21 protein-coding genes, 1 tRNA gene and 1 pseudogene are annotated in these 21,824 nt (G+C 61.5%); 13 read left to right on the top strand and 10 right to left on the bottom strand.

The window, feature by feature from the left end:
- Nucleotides 1–85 precede the first annotated feature (85 nt).
- The 9 genes from atpB (at nucleotide 86) to IAE77_RS24235 (ending at nucleotide 8,117) form a co-directional block, all read left to right on the top strand.
- Entirely contained in the window at nucleotides 86–913 is an 828-nt protein-coding gene (atpB, locus tag IAE77_RS24275) for a F0F1 ATP synthase subunit A (RefSeq protein ID WP_294232299.1), read from the top strand.
- 23 nt (nucleotides 914–936) lie between these two features.
- Nucleotides 937–1,248, top strand: a complete 312-nt coding sequence (locus IAE77_RS24270) for an ATP synthase F0 subunit C (RefSeq protein ID WP_294232297.1) — start codon at nucleotides 937–939, stop codon at nucleotides 1,246–1,248.
- 79 nt (nucleotides 1,249–1,327) lie between these two features.
- Complete coding sequence (locus tag IAE77_RS24265) at nucleotides 1,328–1,849, top strand: ATP synthase F0 subunit B (protein WP_294232296.1); 522 nt, start codon at nucleotides 1,328–1,330, stop codon at nucleotides 1,847–1,849.
- A gap of 36 nt (nucleotides 1,850–1,885) precedes the next feature.
- Complete coding sequence (locus IAE77_RS24260) at nucleotides 1,886–2,284, top strand: F0F1 ATP synthase subunit delta (RefSeq protein WP_294232294.1); 399 nt, start codon at nucleotides 1,886–1,888, stop codon at nucleotides 2,282–2,284.
- 51 nt (nucleotides 2,285–2,335) lie between these two features.
- Nucleotides 2,336–3,865, top strand: a complete 1,530-nt coding sequence (atpA, locus tag IAE77_RS24255) for a F0F1 ATP synthase subunit alpha (protein ID WP_294232292.1) — start codon at nucleotides 2,336–2,338, stop codon at nucleotides 3,863–3,865.
- Nucleotides 3,866–3,907: 42 nt separating this feature from the next.
- A complete protein-coding gene (gene atpG, locus IAE77_RS24250) occupies nucleotides 3,908–4,786 on the top strand; it encodes an ATP synthase F1 subunit gamma (RefSeq protein ID WP_294232290.1) in 879 nt (292 codons plus the stop codon).
- A 52-nt stretch (nucleotides 4,787–4,838) separates the two neighbouring features.
- Nucleotides 4,839–6,296 carry a F0F1 ATP synthase subunit beta gene (gene atpD, locus IAE77_RS24245; RefSeq protein WP_294232288.1) on the top strand — a complete coding sequence of 486 codons (1,458 nt, stop codon included), beginning with the start codon at nucleotides 4,839–4,841 and terminating at the stop codon, nucleotides 6,294–6,296.
- A gap of 96 nt (nucleotides 6,297–6,392) precedes the next feature.
- Nucleotides 6,393–6,809, top strand: coding sequence for an ATP synthase F1 subunit epsilon (gene atpC, locus IAE77_RS24240; protein WP_294232286.1), 417 nt, complete (start codon nucleotides 6,393–6,395; stop codon nucleotides 6,807–6,809).
- A 213-nt stretch (nucleotides 6,810–7,022) separates the two neighbouring features.
- The gene (locus tag IAE77_RS24235; RefSeq protein ID WP_294232284.1) at nucleotides 7,023–8,117 is read left to right on the top strand and encodes an ankyrin repeat domain-containing protein; all 1,095 of its coding nucleotides are present in this window, start codon (nucleotides 7,023–7,025) and stop codon (nucleotides 8,115–8,117) included.
- 150 nt (nucleotides 8,118–8,267) lie between these two features.
- Here the strand turns inward: IAE77_RS24235 and IAE77_RS24230 are convergent, their stop codons facing one another.
- On the bottom strand, nucleotides 8,268–9,224 hold the full coding sequence (locus IAE77_RS24230; RefSeq protein ID WP_294232282.1) for a hypothetical protein: 957 nt from the start codon (nucleotides 9,222–9,224) through the stop codon (nucleotides 8,268–8,270).
- A 450-nt stretch (nucleotides 9,225–9,674) separates the two neighbouring features.
- Here IAE77_RS24230 and IAE77_RS24225 point away from each other — a divergent pair, with 450 nt between their 5' ends.
- On the top strand, nucleotides 9,675–10,523 hold the full coding sequence (locus IAE77_RS24225) for an SDR family oxidoreductase (protein ID WP_294232280.1): 849 nt from the start codon (nucleotides 9,675–9,677) through the stop codon (nucleotides 10,521–10,523).
- 218 nt (nucleotides 10,524–10,741) lie between these two features.
- Nucleotides 10,742–10,918: a CsbD family protein gene (locus tag IAE77_RS30970; RefSeq protein WP_345781014.1), complete on the top strand. Its 177-nt coding sequence runs from the start codon at nucleotides 10,742–10,744 to the stop codon at nucleotides 10,916–10,918.
- A 134-nt stretch (nucleotides 10,919–11,052) separates the two neighbouring features.
- On the opposite strand, the gene IAE77_RS24215 is transcribed toward IAE77_RS30970, so the two are convergent.
- From IAE77_RS24215 to IAE77_RS24195, 5 genes are all read right to left on the bottom strand, one after another.
- Entirely contained in the window at nucleotides 11,053–12,159 is a 1,107-nt protein-coding gene (locus IAE77_RS24215; RefSeq protein ID WP_294232277.1) for a hypothetical protein, read from the bottom strand.
- 68 nt (nucleotides 12,160–12,227) lie between these two features.
- A complete protein-coding gene (locus IAE77_RS24210; protein ID WP_294232275.1) occupies nucleotides 12,228–12,380 on the bottom strand; it encodes a DUF3309 family protein in 153 nt (50 codons plus the stop codon).
- 40 nt (nucleotides 12,381–12,420) lie between these two features.
- Nucleotides 12,421–13,329, bottom strand: coding sequence for a non-homologous end-joining DNA ligase (ligD, locus tag IAE77_RS24205; protein ID WP_294232273.1), 909 nt, complete (start codon nucleotides 13,327–13,329; stop codon nucleotides 12,421–12,423).
- On the bottom strand, nucleotides 13,326–14,936 hold the full coding sequence (gene ligD, locus IAE77_RS24200; protein ID WP_294232271.1) for a non-homologous end-joining DNA ligase: 1,611 nt from the start codon (nucleotides 14,934–14,936) through the stop codon (nucleotides 13,326–13,328). Before ligD (IAE77_RS24200) ends, ligD (IAE77_RS24205) begins: the two co-directional genes overlap by 4 nt.
- Nucleotides 14,937–14,942: 6 nt before the next feature.
- Nucleotides 14,943–15,818 carry a Ku protein gene (locus IAE77_RS24195; RefSeq protein ID WP_294232270.1) on the bottom strand — a complete coding sequence of 292 codons (876 nt, stop codon included), beginning with the start codon at nucleotides 15,816–15,818 and terminating at the stop codon, nucleotides 14,943–14,945.
- A 135-nt stretch (nucleotides 15,819–15,953) separates the two neighbouring features.
- Between IAE77_RS24195 and IAE77_RS24190 the strand changes: the two genes are divergently transcribed.
- Nucleotides 15,954–16,520 carry an elongation factor P gene (locus IAE77_RS24190; RefSeq protein ID WP_294232268.1) on the top strand — a complete coding sequence of 189 codons (567 nt, stop codon included), beginning with the start codon at nucleotides 15,954–15,956 and terminating at the stop codon, nucleotides 16,518–16,520.
- 73 nt (nucleotides 16,521–16,593) lie between these two features.
- On the opposite strand, the gene IAE77_RS24185 is transcribed toward IAE77_RS24190, so the two are convergent.
- The 4 genes from IAE77_RS24185 to IAE77_RS24170 all read right to left on the bottom strand — a co-directional run bounded on the left by IAE77_RS24185 (nucleotide 16,594) and on the right by IAE77_RS24170 (nucleotide 20,885).
- Complete coding sequence (locus IAE77_RS24185; RefSeq protein ID WP_294232266.1) at nucleotides 16,594–18,357, bottom strand: ABC transporter ATP-binding protein; 1,764 nt, start codon at nucleotides 18,355–18,357, stop codon at nucleotides 16,594–16,596.
- 95 nt (nucleotides 18,358–18,452) lie between these two features.
- Entirely contained in the window at nucleotides 18,453–19,751 is a 1,299-nt protein-coding gene (locus tag IAE77_RS24180; protein ID WP_294232264.1) for a class I SAM-dependent methyltransferase, read from the bottom strand.
- Nucleotides 19,752–19,787: 36 nt separating this feature from the next.
- A complete protein-coding gene (locus tag IAE77_RS24175) occupies nucleotides 19,788–20,732 on the bottom strand; it encodes a GDP-L-fucose synthase (RefSeq protein ID WP_294232262.1) in 945 nt (314 codons plus the stop codon).
- 78 nt (nucleotides 20,733–20,810) lie between these two features.
- Nucleotides 20,811–20,885: transfer RNA gene (locus IAE77_RS24170), tRNA-Glu, on the bottom strand.
- A gap of 473 nt (nucleotides 20,886–21,358) precedes the next feature.
- Between IAE77_RS24170 and IAE77_RS24165 the strand changes: the two are divergent.
- Nucleotides 21,359–21,824, top strand: a pseudogene (locus IAE77_RS24165) (hypothetical protein); the annotation flags it as partial.

The following is a 21,824-nucleotide window of genomic DNA, read 5'->3' as shown; positions in this document are numbered from 1 at the left end:
CCGCTATCCCGGACCGACCCTACGCGCCGCCTCCCCCGAGGCCCCTACCCACATGTCGTTTTTTACCTCTCAGCCTGATTCCTTTATGCCGTTGCTCGCCGTGCACGGCTACGCGTCTGAGTTCTTCAAAGCGGGCAGCACGCTGAGTTTTGTGACGAACTCGGTGCTCGTGGCGCTGGTGGTGCTCGGACTCGTGCTCTGGTTCTCCCGCAAGGCCACGAAGAACATGACGCTGATCCCCCACAAGGCGCAGAACTTCTTCGAATTCATCGTCGAGTTCCTCTACAACCAGGTGGAGGGCATCGTCGGCCCGAAGGTGGCTCCCCGCACCTTCCCCCTGCTTGCGACCATCTTCATCTACATCCTGGTCTCGAACTGGTTCGGCCTCCTTCCCGGCATCGGCACCATCGGTTGGGGCGAAGGCACAGGTTTCCTTAGCGTGAAGGAAGTGCATGACCCTCTCCTGCGTCCGCCGACCGCTGACTTGAACATGACTTTTGGTCTTTCGGTCTCGATGTTTCTCGTTTGGCTTTACGTCACCATCAGTGAAGTGGGCGTGTGGGGCTTCATCGTTCACACCTTCGGCCCCAAGGGCGGCCTGAAAGGGCTCATGGGAGCCATTGTGGCCCTGGTTTTCCTGTTCGTCGGCGTGGTGGAAGTTTTCTCGATCCTTTTCCGCCCGATCACCCTGTCCTTCCGTCTTTTCGGCAACATCCTCGCCGGTGAGAATGTGCTGCATACCATGAGCGGCATGGGCGGCTTCATCGGCAGCATCCTTGCCCCCTTTCCCTTCTACTTCATGGAGCTTCTGGTCGGCATTCTGCAGGCGATCGTCTTCACCCTGCTCTGCGCCGTTTACATCCAGCTCTCCACCACTCATGACGATCACGGTCATGAGGAGGCCCATCATTAATCTCTGACTTTGCCTGCGGGATCATGCGCAACGCGTGGACGCTGGTGACACAACACGAACCCAACTCGACCAACACTATGACAATGGAACTCATCTCGATGGCGCAGGAAGCCGCCGCTCACGGAGCCCCAGCCGCCGCCGCAGGCGTCACTGGCAGCATCGCCACCGGTCTCGGTGCAGGCAGTGCCGCCATCGGCGTGGGCCTCATCGGCTCCAAGGCCGTGGAAGCCGTCGGCCGCAACCCCGGCGCTTTCGGCAACATCCTGACCCTCGGCATCATCGCCATGGCCCTCGCAGAAGGCCTTGGTATTCTTGCCTTCATTCTTGGCAAGTAAGCCCTGAATTCCGCGGCGGGCTGTGCGCAGCCCGCCGCTTTTTCCCTCTCTCCTCTTTCTCTTCGTTTTTTTCACCGCCATGGACCAGATCAAAGGAATTGCTTATCAGATCGCAGGCGACTTCGGCCTCGCTTGGGCCAAGTTCTTTGCCCAAGTCATCATTTTCATCGCGGTGTACACCATTTTGAAGAAGTACGCCTTCGGCCCGATCCTCGCGATGCTGGAGCAGCGCCGTCAACGCATCGCCGATGGCGAAGCCAAGCTGGAAAAGATCGCCAAGGACGCCGCTGACGCCGCCAAGAACGCCCAGGCCATCGTTGACAAGGCGGAGGCTGACGCAGCCCGCCGCATCAAGGAAGCCGATGATGCCGCCAAGGCTCTCCAGGAGCGCCGCCAGCAGGACGCTGTCGCTTCTGCCAACACCATCATTGCCAAGGCACGCGAAGCTGCTGAACTCGAAAAAGAGCAGTTCATGTCCCAGTTGAAGCGCGAATTCGGCCGCATGGTCGCCGACGCCACCAGCCGTGTCACCGGCAAGGTCCTCAACACCGACGACCAGACCCGCATCAACCAGGAAACCGCCGCCCAGGTCTCGGCTTAATCCGGGAACTGCGAACCGAGAACTGCGATCCGCGCCATGAAAATCTCCAAAGAAGCCCGCCGCTCGTCCCGCCAGCTCTTCCGCGCCTGCATGGTCGATGGAAAGCTCGATGAGGCCCGCGTGCGCACCGTGGTGAGCAGTGTAGCGAACAGCAAGCCCCGTGGTTACATCGCGATTCTCGATGCCTTCGCCCGCCTCGTGGCCAGCGAAGTCGATCGCCAGCGCGCCATCGTCGAGAGCGCCACGGCTCTGACTCCCGCGATCCAGTCCGATCTTCAAGCCAGTCTTTCGAAGAAGTACGGCCGGACCCTCAACCTTGAATTTCAGACCCGTCCCGAGCTTCTCGGCGGCATCCGCATCAAGGTCGGCTCCGACGTGTGGGACGGCAGCGTGAAGGCCCGTCTCGAAGGCCTCGCCAGTTCCCTCGCCGCATAATCCGACCGTTTTCAAACACCTCCGTCCACTCCGCTTTTACCCCGCAATCCCATGAGCAACATCCTGCAAGAGATCGAATCCCAAATCGCCGGCCTCAAGACCGCCGTCACGAAGTCCAATGTGGGCATCGTCCGTGAAATCGGCGACGGCGCCGCCAAGATCGAAGGCCTCAGCGATGTCATGCTCAATGAGATGATCGAGTTCCCCGGCGGCGTGTTCGGCCTCGCTCTGAACCTCGAAGAAACCGAAGTCGGCTGCGTGTTGCTCGGTTCCGGTGAAAACATCAAGGCGGGCGACGAAGTGCGCACCACCGGTCGTCTTCTCTCCGTGCCTGTCGGCAAGAGCCTCCTCGGCCGCGTCGTCAACGCCCTCGGTCAGGCCATCGACGGCAAAGGCGAAGTGAAAGGCGAGGCACAGTATCCCGTCGAAAAGCTCGCCCCTGGCATCATCGCCCGTAAGTCCGTGTCCGTCCCCGTGCAGACCGGCATCATGGCCATCGACGCCATGATCCCCATTGGCCGCGGTCAGCGTGAGTTGATCATCGGCGACCGCTCCACCGGCAAGACCACCATCGCCGTGGACACCATCATTTCCCAGGCGCAGCAGAACAAGGCCGCCGAACAGGGCAAGCTGCAGGGCCACAAGCCCCTCTACTGCATCTACGTCGCCATCGGCCAGAAGCAGTCCAACATTGCCCGCGTCGTCAAGACCCTCGAAGACGCCGGCGCGATGGAATACACCACCATCGTCTCCGCTTCCGCTTCCGACTCCGCGGTGAACCAATACCTCGCCCCGTATGCTGGTTGCGCCATTGGTGAATACCTCATGGACCAGGGACAGGACGTGCTCATCGTGTTTGATGACCTTTCCAAGCAGGCCGTCGCCTATCGCCAGGTGTCCCTCATCCTGAAGCGTCCTTCCGGTCGTGAAGCTTATCCGGGTGACGTGTTCTATCTCCACTCCCGCCTCCTCGAGCGCTCCTGCCGCGTCAGCGATCAATACGGCGGTGGTTCCATGACCGCTCTGCCGATCATTGAGACGCAGGCCGGTGACGTGTCCGCCTACATCCCGACGAACGTGATCTCCATCACCGACGGCCAGATCTTCCTTGAGACCGACTTGTTCTATCAAGGCATCCGTCCCGCCATCTCCGTCGGTCTCTCCGTCTCCCGCGTGGGTTCCGCCGCGCAGACGAAGGCCATCAAGAAGGTCTCCGGCACCACGAAGCTCGACCTCGCCCAGTTCCGCGAGCTCGCCGCCTTCGCCCAGTTCGGTTCCGATCTCGACGCCGGCACGAAGGCCAAGCTCGACCGCGGTGCACGCATCGTCGAACTCTTCAAGCAGCAGCAGTATCAGCCGAAGAGCCTCCCCGTCATGGTCAGCACGCTTTACGCGATGCAGAAGGGCTATTTCGACAGCGTCGCCGTTGACCGCGTGAAGGAATTCCAGGCCAAGCTCGAAGAATACCTCACCACGCGCAAAGCCGAGCTCATGCAGCAGCTCGCCAACGAGAAGACACTCGACAATGTCGAAGCCGGCCTCAAGTCCGCCCTCGACGACTTCAAGGCCTCCTGGAAGTAATCGTTTCCAGCTCTCCTCTCCCAGCCCTTCGCTCTCCGCTCCATGCCTTCCACACGCGACATCCGCCGCCGAATCAAATCGGTCAAGAACACGGCCCAGATCACCAAGGCCATGCAGCTCGTCGCGGCAGCGAAGATGAAAAAGGCGCAGGATCAGGCCGCCAACGGCCGTCACTACGCCGAGCTGCTGAACAAGGTGCTCGTCAACCTCAAGGACAACGCCGAGGAAGGTCTCCATCCCTTCTTCAGCGAGGGCAAGGGCTCCAAGATGCTCGTGTTGCTCATCGCCAGTGACAAAGGTCTCTGCGGCGCCTTGAACACGAATCTCTTCAAAAAGCTTCTCAGCAGCGAACTCAGCGAAGGCGAAGTTGATTACGTCACCATCGGCAAAAAGGCCGTCCAGGTCATCAATCGCCTGCGCCGCCACCTGCTCGCTGACTTCCCCATCAAGGACCCCGCCAAGTTCGCCGATGTGCGCAGCGTCGCCCGCTTCCTGCAGGAGAAATTCCTCACCGGCGAATACAAGAAGGTGCTCGTGGTGTTCAACAACTTTATCAACACCGTCACCACGCTTCCCACCGTCGAGCAGATCCTGCCCGTCAATCCGGTGACCCTCGGTGGCAAGCGTGACTTCGCCCCCGAAATCGCGACCGCCACCGCCACGCAGGAGTACACCTTCGAGCCAAGCGCCGCCGTCGTCTTCGAAACCGTGCTCCCGCAGTATGTGAACGACACCGTGTATCAGATGGTGCTCGAATCCCGCGCTTCCGAGCACTCCAGCCGGATGGTGGCCATGAAGAACGCCACCGACAACGCCAAGCAGATGATCAAGGACCTCAGCCTCGAGTACAACAAGCTCCGCCAGGCCAGCATCACCAACGAACTCCTCGAAATCACCACCGCCAAGATGGCCCTCGAATAAAGCGCAGCCTCTCTTGTCCCTCTGACCCCATCTTGACCCCTTTTTTCATATCATGAGCAACATCGGCAAAATCGTCCAAGTCATCGGTCCCGTCGTGGACGTGGATTTCTCCGCCTCCGGCAAGCTTCCGGCCATCTACAACGCCCTCGAGATCAACTTCGAGCAGGGTGGCAAGCCCACGCGCCTCGTGTGCGAAGTGCAGCAGCACTTGGGCGACGGCTGGGTCCGTTCCGTGTCCATGATCTCCACCGAAGGCCTCAAGCGCGGCATGGATGTCACCGACACCGGCGCTCCCATCACCGTTCCGGTCGGTGAGGAAGTCCTCGGCCGTATCTTCAACGTCACCGGCGACGCCTGCGATGACCAGCCCGCCCCTGCCGTCTCCAAGCGTTACCCCATTCACCGCGCCGCTCCTGCTCTCGTTGACCAGGACCCCTCCGCGCAGATCCTCGAAACCGGCATCAAGGTCATCGACCTCATCTGCCCCTTCACCAAAGGTGGTAAAGTCGGCGCCTTCGGTGGTGCTGGCGTCGGCAAGACCGTCGTCATCATGGAGCTCATCAACAACATCGCCAAAGGCCACGGTGGTTACTCCGTGTTCGCCGGCGTGGGCGAGCGTACTCGTGAGGGCAACGACCTTTACCACGAAATGATCGAGTCCGACGTCATCAAGGTGAAGAAGGACGGTCACAACATCGTCAAGAATCCCCAGGGCGGCTACATCAGCGAGCCCGGCTCCAAAGTGGCCCTCGTGTACGGCCAGATGAACGAGCCCCCGGGAGCCCGTCTCCGCGTCGCTCTCTCCGCCCTCTCCATGGCCGAGTACTTCCGCGACGAAAAGAACCAGGACGTGCTCTTCTTCGTCGATAACGTCTTCCGTTTCTCCCAGGCCGGTTCCGAAGTGTCCGCCCTCCTGGGCCGCACGCCTTCCGCCGTGGGTTACCAGCCCACCCTCGCCGCTGAAATGGGTCAGATGCAGGAACGCATCACCTCCACCAAGAACGGCTCCATCACCTCCTTCCAGGCCGTTTACGTCCCTGCCGATGACTTGACCGACCCTGCCCCGGCCAACACCTTCGCCCACCTTGACTCCACCGTCGTGCTTGAGCGTTCCCTCGCCGAGCTCGGCATCTACCCGGCCGTCGATCCTCTTGCCTCCGTGTCCAAGGCCCTCGCGCCTGAAATCGTCGGTGAGGAGCACTACCGCGTCGCCCGTGGCGTCCAGCGCGTCCTTCAGCGCTACAAGGACCTTCAGGACATCATCGCCATTCTGGGCATGGACGAACTCAGCGAAGACGACAAACTCACCGTCTTCCGCGCCCGCAAGCTCCAGCGCTTCCTCTCCCAGCCCTTCACCGTGGCCGAAATCTTCACCGGCACTCCCGGTGAATACGTCAAGGTGAGCGACACCATCAAAGGCTTCGCCGAAATCCTTGATGGCAAGCACGACAACGTCCCCGAAGCCAACTTCTACATGAAGGGCGGCATTGATTCGGTGAAGAAGTCCTAACCCATTTATGATTTATGATTTTCGACTTATGATTTGAAGATCATGACTCGACCGCCTGCCAAATCATAAATCACAAATCGCAAATCATAAATTCAGATGCCTCTCAAACTCGAAATCGTCACTCCTGAAGCCCGCATCTTCTCCGATGAGGTCGATACCGTCGTGCTTCCGGGTTACGAGGGCGAGATGGGCGTCCTGCCGGCGCACGCCAACCTCGTCACCACGCTGAAGCCCGGTGAGCTCCGCATCACCAAAGGCGGCAAGACGACTGAATTCGCCGTTGGCGAAGGCTTGGTCGAAGTCACCGGCACCGCCACGCGCATCCTCACGGATCTCGCCATCGACGCCGACAAGATCGACGAAGCCGCCGTTCAGGAAGCCCTCGACCGCGCCCAGAAATCCCTCGCCGACCTCAAACCCGGCGAGCAGCAGGAAGAAGTCGCCGCCGTCATGGCCATCATCCAGCGCAGCACCGCCCAGCTCCACCTCAAGCGCAAGCGCAGGACGGTCTGAGCCGCCTTCGTTCCATCGAATCCCTCAAGGGCAACGCGAAAGCGTTGCCCTTTTTCGTGCTCCGTCGGTGCCTGCAATCATCGCGCCCCCGCGTCTCGCGGCAGCATCTGAACCTTCCGACAAAAGCATCGACAGCACACGGCGTGGAAAGGTACCCTCCACAACCACAGCCACCGCATCACGCACGCCATCCACTCGCACCACGCCCCCGCCATGAACCCAGGCCTCGCCCTCGCACTCTCCGCACTGCTCGTCCTCTTTCATCCAGGCGCCGCCCGCGCACAGATGCCTGCCTTCTGGAACCAGGGCGCGAAAGACGTCCCGTGGGAGTGGGACGAACGCGCTGCGAGCCCCTTTGCCTTCGTGAATCGCATCAGTCCAAAGTACCATGTCCGCCTCCTCTCGAAGCAGGAAAAACTGCGCCACCATCTCCACATATCCTTCTTCGAAGGCGAGCGCGAGGTCTTCACCTTCAAAGGCCACACCTGCACCGTGTTTTCAATCTGGGAAGACCGGCTTTACTACGCCCTCTTCAGCCCAGCATCGGATGGTGCCACAATCGTCGCCGTCGATTTGACCACTGGAAAAGAGGCGTGGAGGTCCGACGTGCTCGGAATCGGCCTGCAACAGCATTCCCGCTACAGCAACGCGCTCAACCTCCAAGCCGACCCCTTCTCTGTGAGGATCTATGGCAACGAGGCGGGCGGCCAGTACTACGAGGTCAAGCGCGCCGACACCGGCGTGACGACAGCCCACAAGATCTTCTCCCGCGACGAGACCGATCCCTCCGCCATCGCCGTCCGTGAGGCGGTGGAGGAATACCATGGCGAGTGCCGCCGAGGCTATCTTCCTGCCGTCAAACGTCTGATCGAAGCGGGATTGGATGTGAACGCCAGGTATTCAGGCCGTTCTGCCTGGCAGCGACAACGATCCGCGCTGCATTGCGCGGCCGAGAAAGGCGCTCCCGCAGTCATCGACTACCTGCTGGACCAAGGTCATGTCATCGACCCTGCCGATTCAAATCAAAAAACACCGCTCGTCGTCGCTGCGGAACTGGCGCAGAAAGCCCGCGAGGCGGAAGCGAAAAGCAACAAGCCGCGCGTGTTGTCTGAAACGGGTCTGACCGAGCTGCAGGGCGCTCTCAAGTCCTGCCACATCCTGCTTCAACGGGGTGCCGCGCTGTCTGAGTCCTGGCGCGTGGCACTGCGCGATGTGGCGAAGGCCGCGTCGGATCACGACCTGATAAAACTCATCGAGCAAACGCCTGCCCCAAAGGAGGGACTACCTCCCAAGACCGCCAAGCCCTGAGTCTGGTTACCCCTTCCCCTCAGCGCTCTCGCTTCGCGTCCAATTGTCATCCTGCACATTCTTTTGCCCGCCCAGCGCACCAAGGAGCGGGTGGGCCACCCCCGGTTTGGAAACGCGGGGGACAGAGTCCCCCGCTCCTTGGGCTGCGCGCTACACGATCGGCGGTTCGATGGTGATCGTTCTTTCCGCGCTGGTGCGCGTGCCGCTGCTGTTCGTCGCCTCCGTGATCAGTTTCACCGTCTGACCCACCGTGAACGGCCCGATCTCGTTGCCCGCCGCCTCCAGCGGCACGCTGTGCGTGAAGCCCGTGTCCACGCCCACCACCATCCACTTCAGCAGTTGCGTCGTCGCATGCGCACCGCCACCCGGCACGTAATCCGCCTTCACATGCAGGCCGTCCTCCCCGCCCTGCATCACCGTGTTGATCTCGGTCGTGTCCGGTGCCGGTGTGCCCGTCTCGGTCGGGATGCTGCCCAGCGCCTCGTATTCGGGCGAGCCGGGATCGTAGCTGGCCTTCATCACCTTGTACCACTTCTTGATGAGCTGGTCCGTCTCGTCGTCCAGGTCCTTCAGCTCCTTCCGCGTCGCCTCCAGCAGTCCTTCGGTGTCGCTGACGGCCTGCACCTCCGTCGTGTAGCCGTCCAGCAACGCCTTGAACATCGCCGCCGTCTGTGGCATGCCTTGCAGCACCCGCGTGATGGGTGGCTGTGCAGGGGTCAGCGCGGCCAGGGCCGTGTTCGCCCGCACCCACACCGGATACAGCGCCCGGGCACGCTCCAGGATGGTGCCCTCCGTGCGCGGGGAAATCTGATACACGTCCTTCAGGTCCTTCATCAGCAGCACATTGTCCCCCAGCATGCCTTCGATGATCTGCGGGATCTTCGTGCCCAGCACCTTCAGCTTTTGCAGCGTCGCCTGCCCGGCGCGATAGGCCGCGTCGGCGTCATCCTGCTTCACCGCACGCATCTGCACCAGCGGCTCATACTGCGCGATCAGCGCGGTCAGTTCCGTCGTGCCTTGCGTGCCGATCTTGAGCGTCGGCGCGTGCTGCGTCCACACGGTCAGGGACAGTTGGGCGCGTTCCTTGGTGATTTCCCAGAATTGCATGGTGGTCAGGGTGTTGAGGTTGATGGGTTGGCTTGGCAAAGAGGCGGCAGGCACGGCCGGGCTTGAGGAACTCGACCACAAGGAGCCGTCGTTCCAAAACGTCAGGCCATCATTCCAGCGGGGACCGGCAGGGTTCGGCATCGGTGTGGCAGTGACGTTCGCGACGCGTCAGCATCGCACCCGCAGGGCGGCGGCAATTCACGCGCCTGCGATGGGATAGGAGAATGAAAGAGCGGCTCATGGTCGGTGTGCCTCATTCAACCGTCCAAGGAGCCCCGGAATCGCTTCCTAGGCCCCCGAACTTGGCTCAAGCATAAACCTTTTCCTCAGTTCGCAAGCCTTTTCTAGATTCACACCCCATAGACTGCCTAGAACAAGCCTGTAACTCAATGAGTTACGCCTCTTTTTTCTCCTGCAATGGCCGTCTCCAGCCCTGCCTCGCCCGCAACAATGCCTGAAACGCCCGGATACCACGCTGAAGTCGTTGCAGCATGGCTAAAAGCCGTTTCAGCGCCGTTTCCGGGCGTTGCAGCCATCCAAAAAGCCGCTGCATCGGGCCTGCAGGGCTGCCGGGCGCTGATCACGGGCGCGGACAGCGGCATCGGCCGGGCGGTGGCGCTGGCCTTTGCCCGCGAAGGGGCGGATGTGGCCATCTCCTACCTGTCAGAGCATGACGATGCGAAGGTGACAGAAAAACTCGTGACGGACGCCGGACGACGCGCGGTGTTGCTGCCGGGGAACCTGGATTCCAAGACCACCTGCCAGTCGGTGGCGGAAGATGCGGTGACGGCGCTGGGCGGCATCGACATCCTGGTGAACAACGCGGCATTCCAGCGCTCGCATGAGGCGTTCGCGGAGATCCCGGATGGTGAGTTCGAGGAAACCTATCATGTGAACGTGCTGGGCATGTTCCGGCTCTGCCAGGCGCTGCTGCCGCAGATGAAGCCGGGCGGATCGATCATCAACACAGCATCGATCCAGTCCTTTGATCCGAGCCCCAGCCTGCTGGCCTACGCGTCATCGAAGGCAGCGATCGCGAGCTTCACCCGGTCCCTGGCACATCTGGCGATGAAGCAGGGCGTGCGTGTGAATGGAGTGGCTCCGGGGCCGGTGTGGACGCCCCTGATTCCGGCGACTTTGCCGCAGGAACGCGTGCGGACCTTCGGGGCGCACACCACCTTTGGCCGCGCGGCACAACCGGTGGAGATGGCGCCGGTGTTTGTGTTTCTGGCCAGCCCGGCGGCCAGTTACGTGACCGGAGAGATCTATGGCGCGACTGGCGGCCAGATGCCGATTTGACCCCCGATACATCCAAGGCCGGGCACCTGACCGATCTGTCAGTGCATCCACCCACCAACCCTATGAAAACCCTCTGCCTGTTCGCCCTGCCATTGACTCTCTGCCTGTCGTCGTGTGAAAAAAACTCCAATGTCCGGGAGGAAGCCCGCGAAGCTCGTGAAGAGGCCCGCGAACAACGCGAAGACGCTCGTGAGGCGGCCACGGACTCGCCAAGCACGCTGAAGATCAAGGGCAACTGGAACGAGATGAAAGGCAAGCTGAAGCAGAAGTTCGCCCAGCTCACGGACGACGACCTGATGTATCAAAACGGCAAGGAGGACGAGCTGTACGGCCGTCTCCAGCAGCGTCTGGGCAAGAGCCGCGAGGAAGTCGAGCGCATCTTGAATGAATTGTAAGCCAGGTGGCTTGTGTTCTGGTCAGCTCCCGCGCCGGCGATGTGTTGCGCCGCGCGGGAGCTTTTGTTTGCGGAAGAGACGGGGGATTGGGTTCAGCTTCCAAGTTTCAAGTTTCACGTTCCAGGTTCGATGAGTCAGGATGCGCGTTTTGGACGCGTGGCGGGACGATGAACCTTGGCACGGCGGAGTTGGGTGCGGAGCTGCTGCATCACGTCGAGTTCCTCGGTGCGGAGCTTGTGGACGACTTTGCGGAGGTTGCGGGCGTTTGAACCGCACAGGGCATCGATGCTGCGACCGGCGAGGTAGCCATCGAGAACGGCGGGATGCACGTAGCAGCGGCGGCAGATGGCGGGGGTGTTCCCAAGCGCCCTGGACACGCGCTCGACAACCTGGATGATGTTGCGCTTCGCCTGCCGGGCGGACTGGCAGCCGCCGAGCTCGCGCAGGGCGCTGGCGGCCATGACGGTGCCGGCCCAGGTGCGGAAGTCCTTGGCCGAAAAGTCGCTGCCGGCGATCTCGCGCAGGTAGTCGTTCACATCGCCAGAGCTGACGTCACGCACGACGCCATGGTCATCGACATAGCCGAAGAGCTCCTGCCCCGGCAGCTCCTGGCAGCGCCGCACGAGCCGCGCCAGACGTGCGTCCTGCACGCCCACACGATGCCGTTTGCCGCTCTTGCCCTTGAATTCGAAGACAATCTGCGCCCCCCGGATTTTCGCATGATGATTGCGCAGCGTGGTGAGGCCGTAGCTGCCGTTTTGCCGCGCATACTCGTCATTGCCGACACGGATCAGCGTCCTCTCCAGCAGACGGATGATGGTGGCCATGACTTTGCAGCGGTCCATGCCGGGACGTTTCAAATGCGCGGCGACGCAGCGGCGGATGCGTGGCAGCGCCTCGCCAAAGTCGAGCACGCGGTCGAACTTCGCCTCGTCGCGTATGATCCGCCAGCGCTCGTGATAGCGATACTGCTTCCGTCCCCGTGCGTCGCGGCCGGTGGCCTGGACATGCCCGTTTTCCAGGGGGCAGATCCACACCTCCGTCCACGCGGGTGGAATGGCGAGACGGCGGATGCGGTCCGCGTCCTTGGCTGAGATGCGACCGCCACCGGGCTGGCGGAAAACGAAGCGCCCCTTCCCTGCGGCGATGCGGCGGATGCCAGGGCTCTGATCGGAAACGTAGCGCAAGCCTGCCTGCCGGGCCGCGGCGACGGGATTGCCGGGATGGCGTTTGGCGCTCATGCATGAAGCCCGTTGATCACGCGCCTGCGTGAAAAGTCCTGCGGCGCTGTCAAAACGTGAGCGAATCCTCAGAGCTTCCCGAGCAGCACCAGGATCAGCAGGATCAGCAGGATGAGGCCGAGTCCGCCGCTGGGGTAGTAGCCCCAGTTCGCGCTGTAGGGCCACGCAGGAAGCGCACCGAGGACGAGGAGGAGAAGAATGATGAGGAGGATGTTGCTCATGCCCTGAAATCGCGGACGGGCAGCATGCCGGATGTGGTCTTCATCCCAGCGCCTTGAGCGCGGGCAGCTTTTGCTTCAGCGTGAGAACCGGTGCGAAGAGATCCCCCTGCTTCTTCACGCGTTTCAGCACGTCCTTGGTCTCAAACACGAGCTTCTTCCGTCGTTTCAGCGCGGAGGCCACTTCATCCCACGTCACCGGTGTGGAGACGGTGGGCCGCTCCTTGGCCCGCAGCGAATAGACGCACACAGTGGTCTTGTGGTCGTCGTTCTGGCTCCAATCCACCAGCACCTTCCCGGTGCGGAGCTTCTTGAGCATGTTTGACACCACGAGTTCCGGAAGCTGGCTCTCCAGCGCCTGCGCCACAGCCAGGGCAAAGGCCTTGGTGCGCTCGTATGTCACCGGTGTGTTCAGCGGCACATAGACCTGCAGGCCTTTGGAGCCGGAGGTCTTCGGGAAGGATTGCAGCCCCAGCGAGTCAAAGCAGTCCCGCAGCAGCAGTCCCACCTCGCAACACGTGAGAATGTCCGCCGGCGCACCGGGATCGAGGTCAAAGGCCAGCGCCGTGGGCCGGTGGGTGGCTGTTTTGCGATGCAGGAAGGTGTGGAACTCGAGATTCGCCAGATTCGCGGCCCACACGAGCGAGGGCAGGTCGTCGATGACGCAGTAGTCGATGTGACCCTTGGTTTTCGCCACGCGTGTGGTCCTCACCCAGTCCGGGCGGTGATCCGGGCACTGCTTCTCGTAGAAGAAGAACTTGTCCACGCCGTCGGGGTAACGCTTCAGCGTCAACGCACGCGCTTTGAGATGCGGCAGCATCTGCGGTGCGATGCGGGCGTAGTAGTCGATGACATCGCCCTTGGTGAAGCCGGCCTGGGGAAACAGCACCTTGTCCAGATTGCTGACAGGCACCTGGACACCGTCCACTTCGAGCTGGGTTTTGCGGCTCATGGGTGGCTGATGCGTTCGCGGGTGACTTCACGCGCAGGTTTGTCCTCCCGCAGGCCGAGGAAGACCGGCTGCCGCAGCCGCCCGTCGCGTGTCCATTCGGCGAATTTCACCTGGCAGACCAGCTTTGGTTTCAGCCAGGTGCATTTTTCCATTTCAGTCTTTGTGATGCCCTGCCCCCAACGGCCGCTGCTGGTCGCCGGAAGATTGGCAAAGGGGCACTTCTTCTGGATGAACGGCTGGAACAGCACGTGCAGCTCACGCAGCATCTTTGAATCGAAGCCGGTGCCCACTTTGCCGACGCATTGCAGGCCGCCATCCGCGTGCACGCCGACAATCAAGGCTCCGAAGTGTTTTCGTGTTCCCGCAGGCGGCGTGAAGCCGCCGATCACGACCTCCTGCTCGCGGCTGATCTTCAGCTTGATCCATTTTCCACTGCGGCGGCCGGCCTCGTAGCGCGAACCGGCCTGCTTGCCGATCAGACCTTCGAGGCCGAGCTTTTTCACCTGTTTCAAAAGCTGCGTGACATCCCCCTGGAGGGAAGCGGAGAAGCGCACGACATCGGAGTCTTCAAAGAGACGCCTCAGCGCCTCCTTGCGCTCCATCAACGACATTCCGGTGAGGTCCTCCCGCTTCAGATGCAGCAGGTCGAAGGCGTAGTAGCACAGCGGCGGCTGCTCCTCGTGCAGTTCATAGGCCTGGAGCAGTTGAAACGAGGAGCGGCCGTTTTTGTCCAGCGCCGCGATCTCGCCATCGATCACGCAGTCCGGCAGCTCCAGGTCCTGCAAGGCCTCCACGACCTCGGGGAACTTGTCGGTCATGTCCTTCTGGGTGCGGGAGATCAGTGACACCTCACCGCCCTGAACGATGGCCAGCGCACGAAAGCCGTCGAATTTCACCTCATAGATCCAGCCCTCGTCCTCCTCCGCTGCGGCGGCGACCGCCTTGGCCTTCATCGGCTCGATGAACAGCGCCGTCCATGAACGTCTGGCTTTGCTCCGCTTCACGGCCGCCTTGAGCCTGGGGGCCGCGGATTTCGCCGGGCGGTCGGAAATCCATGGCTCCGCGGAGGCCAGTTGCCTCATGTTGCGGCCTGACAGTGCCGAGGTGTCATCCAGACGCTTGCTGACCGGCCTCATGTCCTCGCCACCGCGGATCAGCAGCCACTGGTCCTCGTCACGCAGCCGCACCAGATACCACTCGCCCTTCAATTTGTCGCCATGGAGCGTGAAGTGCAGTTTTCCGGTGGCGAGATCCTTGGCCGGAGTTTTGGAGGCCGGTACATACGTGCCCTCGTCCCACACCATCACCGTGCCGCCGCCATACTGGCCCTTCGGTATCGGCCCCTCGAAGTCGATGTACGACAGCGGGTGGTCCTCCACCTGCACCGCGAGACGTTTCTCCCCGTGGGCAAAGGGAACGCCCTTTGGCACGGCCCAGGACTTCAACGTGCCATCCAGTTCCAGGCGGAAATCATAGTGCAGCCGGGATGCCGCGTGTTTCTGCACCACGAACCGCCGCAGGCCCGCCGCGCCACGCTTCTCGCGGCGTCCGCTGGGTTCCCCGGTCTTTTGGAAGTCACGCTTCCGCTGATACTCACGCAGGGACATGCGACATCACGCCGCCTTTCTCCGGCTTTTGGTCTGTCTGGCCGGCTTCTTCGCCTTCGACTTCGCTGCCGGCTTTGCCTTCGATGACGACGATGTGGAGGAACGCTTCGATTTCGAGGCCGCCAGGCTTTCCTGCAGCACTGAGACCAGGTCGATCACATTGGAAGGACGTTTCGCCTTCGCCGTCTTCATCGGCTTCGCATCGCCGTGGGCAATCTTGTCCTCGATCATGTCCTCCAAAGCCGCGCGATACTCGTCTTTGTAGTCCTCCGGTTTCCAGGGCGTCGTCATCGTCTCGATCAGCTTCTCCGCCATGCTGAGCTCCGCTTTCGCAGGCGCCTTGCCTTCCGGCGTCTTCAGTTCGGACTTGTCACGCAGTTCGTCGGGGAAGTGCATCAGCTCTAGCATCAAATTCTCGTCCTGCGGCTTGATCGCGGCGAGATGCTGCCGCGTTTTGATCACCACGCGGGCGATGGCGATCTTCCCGGTCTTGTTCAAGGCGTCACGCAGCAGCATGTAGGCCTTCCCGCCGCCTTTGCCCACCTCCAGATGGTAGGGCTTGTAAAACAGCAGCGGATCCACCTCGTCGATCGCCACGAAGCTCATGATCTCCACCGTCTGCGTGGCCTCCACATCGACCCGCTTGAAGTCATCCTCCTTCAGCACCACGAACTTGCCCTTCTCATACTCGTAGCCCTTCACGATCGAGTCCCAGGCCACCTCCTTGCCGTCCTTCTCCGCCACGCGTTTGTAATTCACCGGACTCAGATCCGACCCGCGCAGCAGACGAAACTGCAGCTCCTCCCGCTGGATCGCGGGATACAGGGAAACCGGGATCGAGACGAGGCCGAAACTGATGGTTCCTTTCCAGATCGCTCTCATAAGGGGAACGTCGAATGAATCGCGCCTCTGCCAGCCCCCGCGCCTGTCGAATTTGCAGCGGCGGCTGGCATGCCGGGAGGGAGCCAGAACCAGCGCTTGCAAAGCGCCCCGATCTCGCCATGAACTCCGGCTCTTATGCCTGCCACCCCCGTCATCAACCTCCGCAAAGGACACGCCGTCCGCTACAACAACGACGTCTGCGTCGTCTCCGACTTCGAACTCAAGACGCCGCCGCGTATGGCCTCCTTCGTGCAGATGTCCGTCCGCAGCATCACCATCGGCAAGGTGTACAACCTCCGCATGACCTCCAACGAGTCGCTGGAGTCCGTGAACCTCTCCCGTGACCAGCACGAGTACAGCTACAAGGATGGCGACGGCTACCACTTCATGCACCCCCAGACCTTCGAAGACGTGCTCCTCGGCGAGGACATGGTGAAGAAAGAGAAGGACTACCTGATCGAAGGCCAGAAGTACATGATCCTCCTCGCCGACGACGTGGTGGCTGGCATCGAACTGCCTGCCTCCGTGGTCATGACCGTGGCTGAATCCCCGGAAGGCGTGAAGGGCGACTCCGCCAACAACGTGTACAAGGAAGCCATCATGGAAACCGGCCTCCGTGTGCAGGTCCCCCTCTTCATCGGCCCTGGCGACAAGATCAGCGTGAAGACCGAAGACGGCAGCTACCTCGGCCGCTCGAACTGAGATTCGCCCGGTTGATTCGATTCAAGACAACGCCTGATCGTAAAAGCGGTCAGGCGTTTTTTGTGGACCGGGATCAAGGGCGGCTCTCCCCTTGCTCAAACGCCAGCGCAGCCATCTCGCGGTAGTAGGGGCAGGATTGCAGGAGTTCGGCATGCGTGCCGTGGGCGAGGATGTGGCCCTGGTGAAAGACGTAGATGGCATCGGCCTCGATGACGGTGCTGAGGCGGTGGGCAATAACGAGGCTGGTGCGATTAGCTCGAAGTTTGGTGAGCGCCTGCTGGATGAGCTGCTCTGATTTCACATCCACGGATGAGGTGGCTTCATCGAGCAACAGAATCGGCGCGTCTTTGAGGAATGCGCGGGCGAGGGCGAGGCGCTGACGTTCGCCGCCGCTCAACAGCACGCCCCGTTCGCCGACTTCGGCGTCGAGACCTTCGGGAAGGCGTTTGATGAAGTCTTCGGCGCAGGCGGAACGCAGCGCCGACCACAGTTCGTCGTCGGTGGCGGCCGGTTTGCCGAGCAGGAGGTTGTCGCGCACGGTTCCGGCGAAGAGAAACGGCTCCTGCGTGACGTAGGCGAGCGACTGGCGCAGCGAACGCTTGCTGATCTGCGTGAGCGGGATGCCGTCGAGCGTGATCGAACCGCTTGGCGGATCGTAGAAGCGCGTGAGGAGCTGGAACAGCGTGCTCTTGCCGGAACCGGTGGCGCCGACGATGGCGATGGTTTGATGACGCTTCGCGGCGAGTGTGATGTCGTGAACGACGGGCTCGTCTTTGCGATAGGCGAACGAGACGGCGTTGAATGCGATGTCACCGCGGATGTATGCGAGTGCTTGCCCCGAATCGAGGTCTTCCTCGGTTTCGTCGTCGAGGATGGCGAAGACGCGTTTGGCAGCAGCGAGGCCGTTCAGGAGCGTTTGATTGACGCCGTGAAGGCGCGCGATGGGTTCGTAGAGAAAGCCTACGAGCAGAATGAACTGCATCAACTCGCCGGGCGTCATGTTGCCGCGCACGCACCACCACGAACCAGCCATGAGGAGCAGCACGAGGCCGAGATTCCCCAGCAGCGTCATGGACGGCGCGTAAAACGCCCACGCGGCCATAAGACGCGTTTGTTTGTCTTTGAGGTGATGACTGGCAGCGAGGAACTTCTCCTGACGCGCATCCTCGGCGGTGTAGCTCTTGATCTGGCGGATGCCGGTGAGGGTGTCGTGCAGCGTGGCGTTGACCAGGCTCGTCGCTTCACGCGCAGCAGTCGCGCGTGGAGACACCCAACGCGAATAGATCCAGCCGCCAGCTGCAATGAGCGGTGTGGGCAGGAGAACGAGCAACGCGAGCTTGGTATCGACCACGAGCATGACGACGGCGGTGATGAGGATCTGCAGCACGGCGGTGAGGCCCTGCTCGATGCCTTCCAAGATCACACGCTGCGTGGCAGGCACGTCGTCGGCGAGCTTGGTGAGGATGTCGCCGGTGCTTTGACGATCGAACCAGCGCAGTGGCAGCAGTTCGACCTTGCGATGAAGCTGGCCGCGCAGGTCGGTGATCATGCGCTGCTCGAAGGTGCAATTCACCCGTGTGCGGAAGTAGAACAGCGTTTCGCGCAGCGTGAATGCGAGAATCGCGAGGCCTCCGGCCTGCCAGATGAGATCGGTGCGTTTTTGCGGAATGATTTCATCGACGAACCAGCGCACGACGCCGGGAAACACGAAGATGAGCGACGTGCCGGCGGCGGCGAGGGCGAACTGCACCGCGGCGATGTGCCAATGGCCGCGTGCGAATGCGAACAGACGCCTCAGGGCGTTGCGGTTCGTCATTGGCTCGGGCTGGTCGTCCATGCGAAGGCTAGACGAGCGAGCGCAGAGCGGGATTCAAGCGGATGTGGAGTGGCGACGAGTCGTCGCCATACCATACGGCAAGCGGGACGCTTGCACTACCCGACGAGATGCACCTGAGGCATCGGCACGAGGAACTTGCCGCCGCGGGCGAGGAACTCGGTCTCACGGGTGAGGAATTCCGGCATGAAGTGCCACGGGAGCACGAGGTAGTAGTCGGGCTTCGCAGCGCGGGATTCCTCTTCGGAGATGATCTTGATCTGCGTGCCGATGGTGTACTTGCCCCACTTCACCGGGTTGCGGTCGGCGATGGCGGGAACGAGGTCGGGCGTGACGTTGCAGTATTGCAACGTGGTGCTGCCCTTCGTCGAGGCACCGTAGCCGTGGACGAGTTTGCCCTCGGCCTTCGCCTTGGTGAGGAAGGCGGTCAGATCGGCACGAATGCGTTCGATGTTGTCGCGGAAGACGGCGTAGGGCGCGTCGGAGTCGAGCGCCATTTCAAATTCACGGATGCGCAGCTCCTGCACGCGTGCGGCGGCTTCGGCGCTCGGTTTGACCTGGCCGGCATGGGCGACGACAAGGCGGAAGCTGCCGCCGTTCACGTCGTTGAGATGGACGTCGATGACTTCGAGGCCGTGGTCGCCGAAGAGGCGCTCCAGCACGGCGAGCGAGTAGTATTCGAGGTGCTCGTGGCAGATGGTGTCGAAGCTGTTGATGTCGAGCATCGCTGGCAGGTAGCTCTGCTCAAGGATCCAGATGCCGTCGGTGGCGAGGACGCTGGCGATGTCCTGAACGAAGGCGTGCGGGTTCTCCAAGTCGTAGAACATGGAGATGCTGGTGACGACGCGGGCTTTCTCCGTGGCATGAGCGCTCTTGAAGGCGCGTGCGCTGAAGAAGTCGTTCACGACCTGGAAGCCTTTGGCGCGCGCTTTGAGCGCCACGTCGGAAGGATCGATGCCGATGTGGCGCAGACCCTGCGTTTGGTAGCTGGAAAGGAGCGTCCCGTCGTTGCAGCCGATGTCGAGCACGATGTCGTTCGCCTTGAGCGTGACCGTCTGCTCCACGAGCGCCGTGATGCCTGCGAGGTTGTCACGCATGGACTGGTTGATGCCCGACTCGTAGTAGTAGCGATGGTAGAGCACCTTCGGTGGCACGGAATGGCGCATCTGCACGAGGCCGCAGGCGTTTTCATCGACGGACGGGTCGCAACGCACGAGATCGAGCGGGACTTTGCGCTTGATGAGAGCACTGCCATCCTCGCTGGCGAGAACGCCGCCGATGAACTGATCCCCCAGGCTGACGACAGGTGTGAGGCTGCGGGAACCGCAGATGCGGCAGGTGTTGCGGGTGATGAGAACGGGTCGGAAGGCCTGGATTGCCATGCGGTCAATTGGCATGGTTGCGCTGGCGTGTCCAGCCGGACTTGCTGCGGCTCAGGTTCGCGCGGTGGCGCGGTTTTCCAGGAACCACTGATAAGTGTGTGCCACGCCTTCACGGAAATCCGTTTTCGCCTTCCATCCGAGCTTCTCCATGCGGCTGATGTCGAGCAGACGACGCGGATTGCCATCGGGCTGCGAGGTGTCCCATTTGATCTCGCCTTGATAACCGACGATCTCGCGAATGATCTCCGCGGCTTCACGAATGCTGATCTCCCAGCCGCAGCCGATGTTGATGATCTCGGCGCTGCTGTAGTGGTCGAGCAGGAAGGCGCAGGCGGAAGCAAGGTCGTCCACGAAGAGGAACTCGCGCTTCGGCGTGCCGCTGCCCCACAATGTGACGAAAGGGGCGTTCGAGCGCTTCGCCTCGTGGAAACGGCGGATCAACGAAGGCAGCACGTGCGAGTGCTCAGGATCGAAGTTGTCAAATGGACCGTAGAGATTCGCGGGCATGCCACAGATGAAGTCACGCCCGTGTTGATGGCGATAGCCTTGGCAAAGCTTGATCCCGGCGATCTTGGCGATGCCGTAGGGCGCGTTCGTCTCCTCCATCGGTCCCGTGAGCAGGCTGTCCTCACGAATGGGCATCTCGACGACTTTCGGGTAAATGCAGGTGCTGCCAAGGAAGAGGACCTTCTTCGCGTCATAACGGTGCGCAGCAGAGAGGACGGCGTTTTGGATCTGCAGGTTGTCGAGCAGGAAATCGACCGGCTGGGTGTAGCTGGCTTTAATCCCGCCGACCTTCGCCGCCGCCAGGATGACGCAATCAGGCCGCTCGGTTTCAAAGAACGCGTTCGTCGCATGCGGGTCGCGAAGATCGAGCTCGGCACGCGTGCGAGTGATGATCTGCCATTCCGGTTTTTCCGCGTAGTGGCGCAGCAGCGCACGCCCGACGAGACCATTGTGACCAGTGATGAAGAGTTTGCCGCCTGAAGAAGACATGACGCTTCGTTTAGCGGTCGTGTTTGCCAGTGTCCAGCGGGAGCTTCTTGTTTGCTTCCGGCATTGCCGGAGAAGAAGTGGCGACCCCTACGAGAATCGAACTCGTGTCGCATCCGTGAAAGGGATGTGTCCTAACCGCTAGACGAAGGGGTCATTTGCTCGGGACGAGCGGGCCGGGATAGTGCGTTCTTTGGACGAATGCGCAAGGGAAAATTCATCGCATCTGCATTTCCTTTCTCACCATGGTTTTCGCACCGCGGTTTGAGCCCCAGGATTCCATCTCGGCGGTGTGAGACATCAAATGCTGGCAGGTTGGCGCTGGGCCTGCTGAACAAGCGTTCAAGTCTCCCAAAAGCATGGAAAAAACCTTGAACTCCATGGCTTCGATAATTAATCTCGATTAATTAACTGGTTTTGGTGAAGTATTTGTTTATAAAAACTAGATTTTCCACACTGGCTTGCTACCTTAACGGGTCGGGCCGTTCCATGCGCCGATGAGTTTCTCGTTCCGAAGTTTGTTTCAGCGTCCCCCCGGTTCTGACCAACCGGGCCACGGGATGCCGCAACCGCACTTTCCGGGGAATCATCCTTCCATGGCCGGCGCTGCACCTTCCAGTTACCCGCCCATGCAAGCCCATTCTCCACTGCCTGCCTCAGCCGGAGCCTCCCCCTTTCAAATCGGTGCCAGCCCTTTGTTCAAAACGGCTGGAAATGAACCCGTGGCAGCTCCGCCGATCAATTCGGTCGTTGGGATGTCGCCGTTCAATATCGCGGGGGCCACGCCCACGAACGCACCGCTGACGGTGGGTGATGTGATCCACCAGTTGCCGCCGGAATTGGTGCGTGCAGGTGCCCTGCCCGCCGAGCAACCGCTCTCCCTGCCGCCGACCTTGCTGGAAAATGCCCTCCGCAGCGGTCAGGCCGCGTTGCCAGTGTTCGAGTTGTATCGTGTCTGCCCGGCGCTGTTTCAGACGCCGATTTCACCCCAGGATCCCCGTCAAGTGGCCCTGCCTGCGGCGAAATTGCCTGGGTTGATCGCGAAGGCACGCGAATCGCAGCCAGCGGGCGAGTCCGCGCCCCCTCCAGTGCCGG

Origin of the sequence: Prosthecobacter sp. (assembly GCF_014879935.1) — a bacterium.
Taxonomy (GTDB): Bacteria; Verrucomicrobiota; Verrucomicrobiia; order Verrucomicrobiales; family Verrucomicrobiaceae; genus Prosthecobacter.
Note: the sequence above shows the minus strand (reverse complement) of the source record. Positions and strands in the feature narration are given on the sequence as shown.